The following is a 593-nucleotide window of genomic DNA, read 5'->3' as shown; positions in this document are numbered from 1 at the left end:
CTCAAGGCCGGCGGCTGCTACGTGCCGTTGGACCCGTCCTACCCGCAGCAGCGCCTGACGTTCATGTTCCAGGACGCGGGCCTGTCCGCGGTGGTGACGGAGCGCTCGCTGCTGCCGTCCTTGCTGGAGCAGTCCTGGCCCACGGTGTGCCTGGACGCGCAGCCCGACGCGCTGGAGCGCCATGCCACCACGGCGCCTGACGGCGTGCCGGTGCTGCCGGGCCAGCTCGCGTACGTGCTCTACACGTCGGGCTCGACGGGAACGCCGAAGGGCGCTGGCGTGGAGCACCGCTCCATCGTCCACCTGGTGCGGGACACGAACTACGTCCGCCTGACGCCGCAAGACTGCATCGCCCAGGTGTCCACGGCGTCCTTCGACGCGGCCACCTTCGAAGTCTGGGGCGCGCTGCTCAACGGTGCGCGGCTCGTCATCCTCCCCCGAGACGTGACGCTGTCCCCGCCGCACCTCGCGCGGAAGCTGCGCGAGGTGGGCGCCACCACGGTGCTGCTCACCACCGCCCTCTTCCATGAGATGGCGCGCGAGGAGCCCGGAGCGCTGGCGGCCCTGCGCAACGCCTTCTTCGGTGGGGACCG

Annotated in this window: 1 protein-coding gene; it reads left to right on the top strand. The window is 71.7% G+C overall.

Going from position 1 to position 593, the window contains the following annotated elements; translation table 11 throughout:
• On the top strand, positions 1-593 hold a 593-nt coding region (locus D7V88_RS42045), incomplete at both ends, for an AMP-binding protein (RefSeq protein ID WP_147449179.1).

Source organism: Corallococcus terminator, assembly GCF_003611635.1.
In the GTDB taxonomy this organism is placed as follows: Bacteria; Myxococcota; Myxococcia; order Myxococcales; family Myxococcaceae; genus Corallococcus; species Corallococcus terminator.
This window is presented reverse-complemented; position numbering and strand designations above follow the sequence as displayed.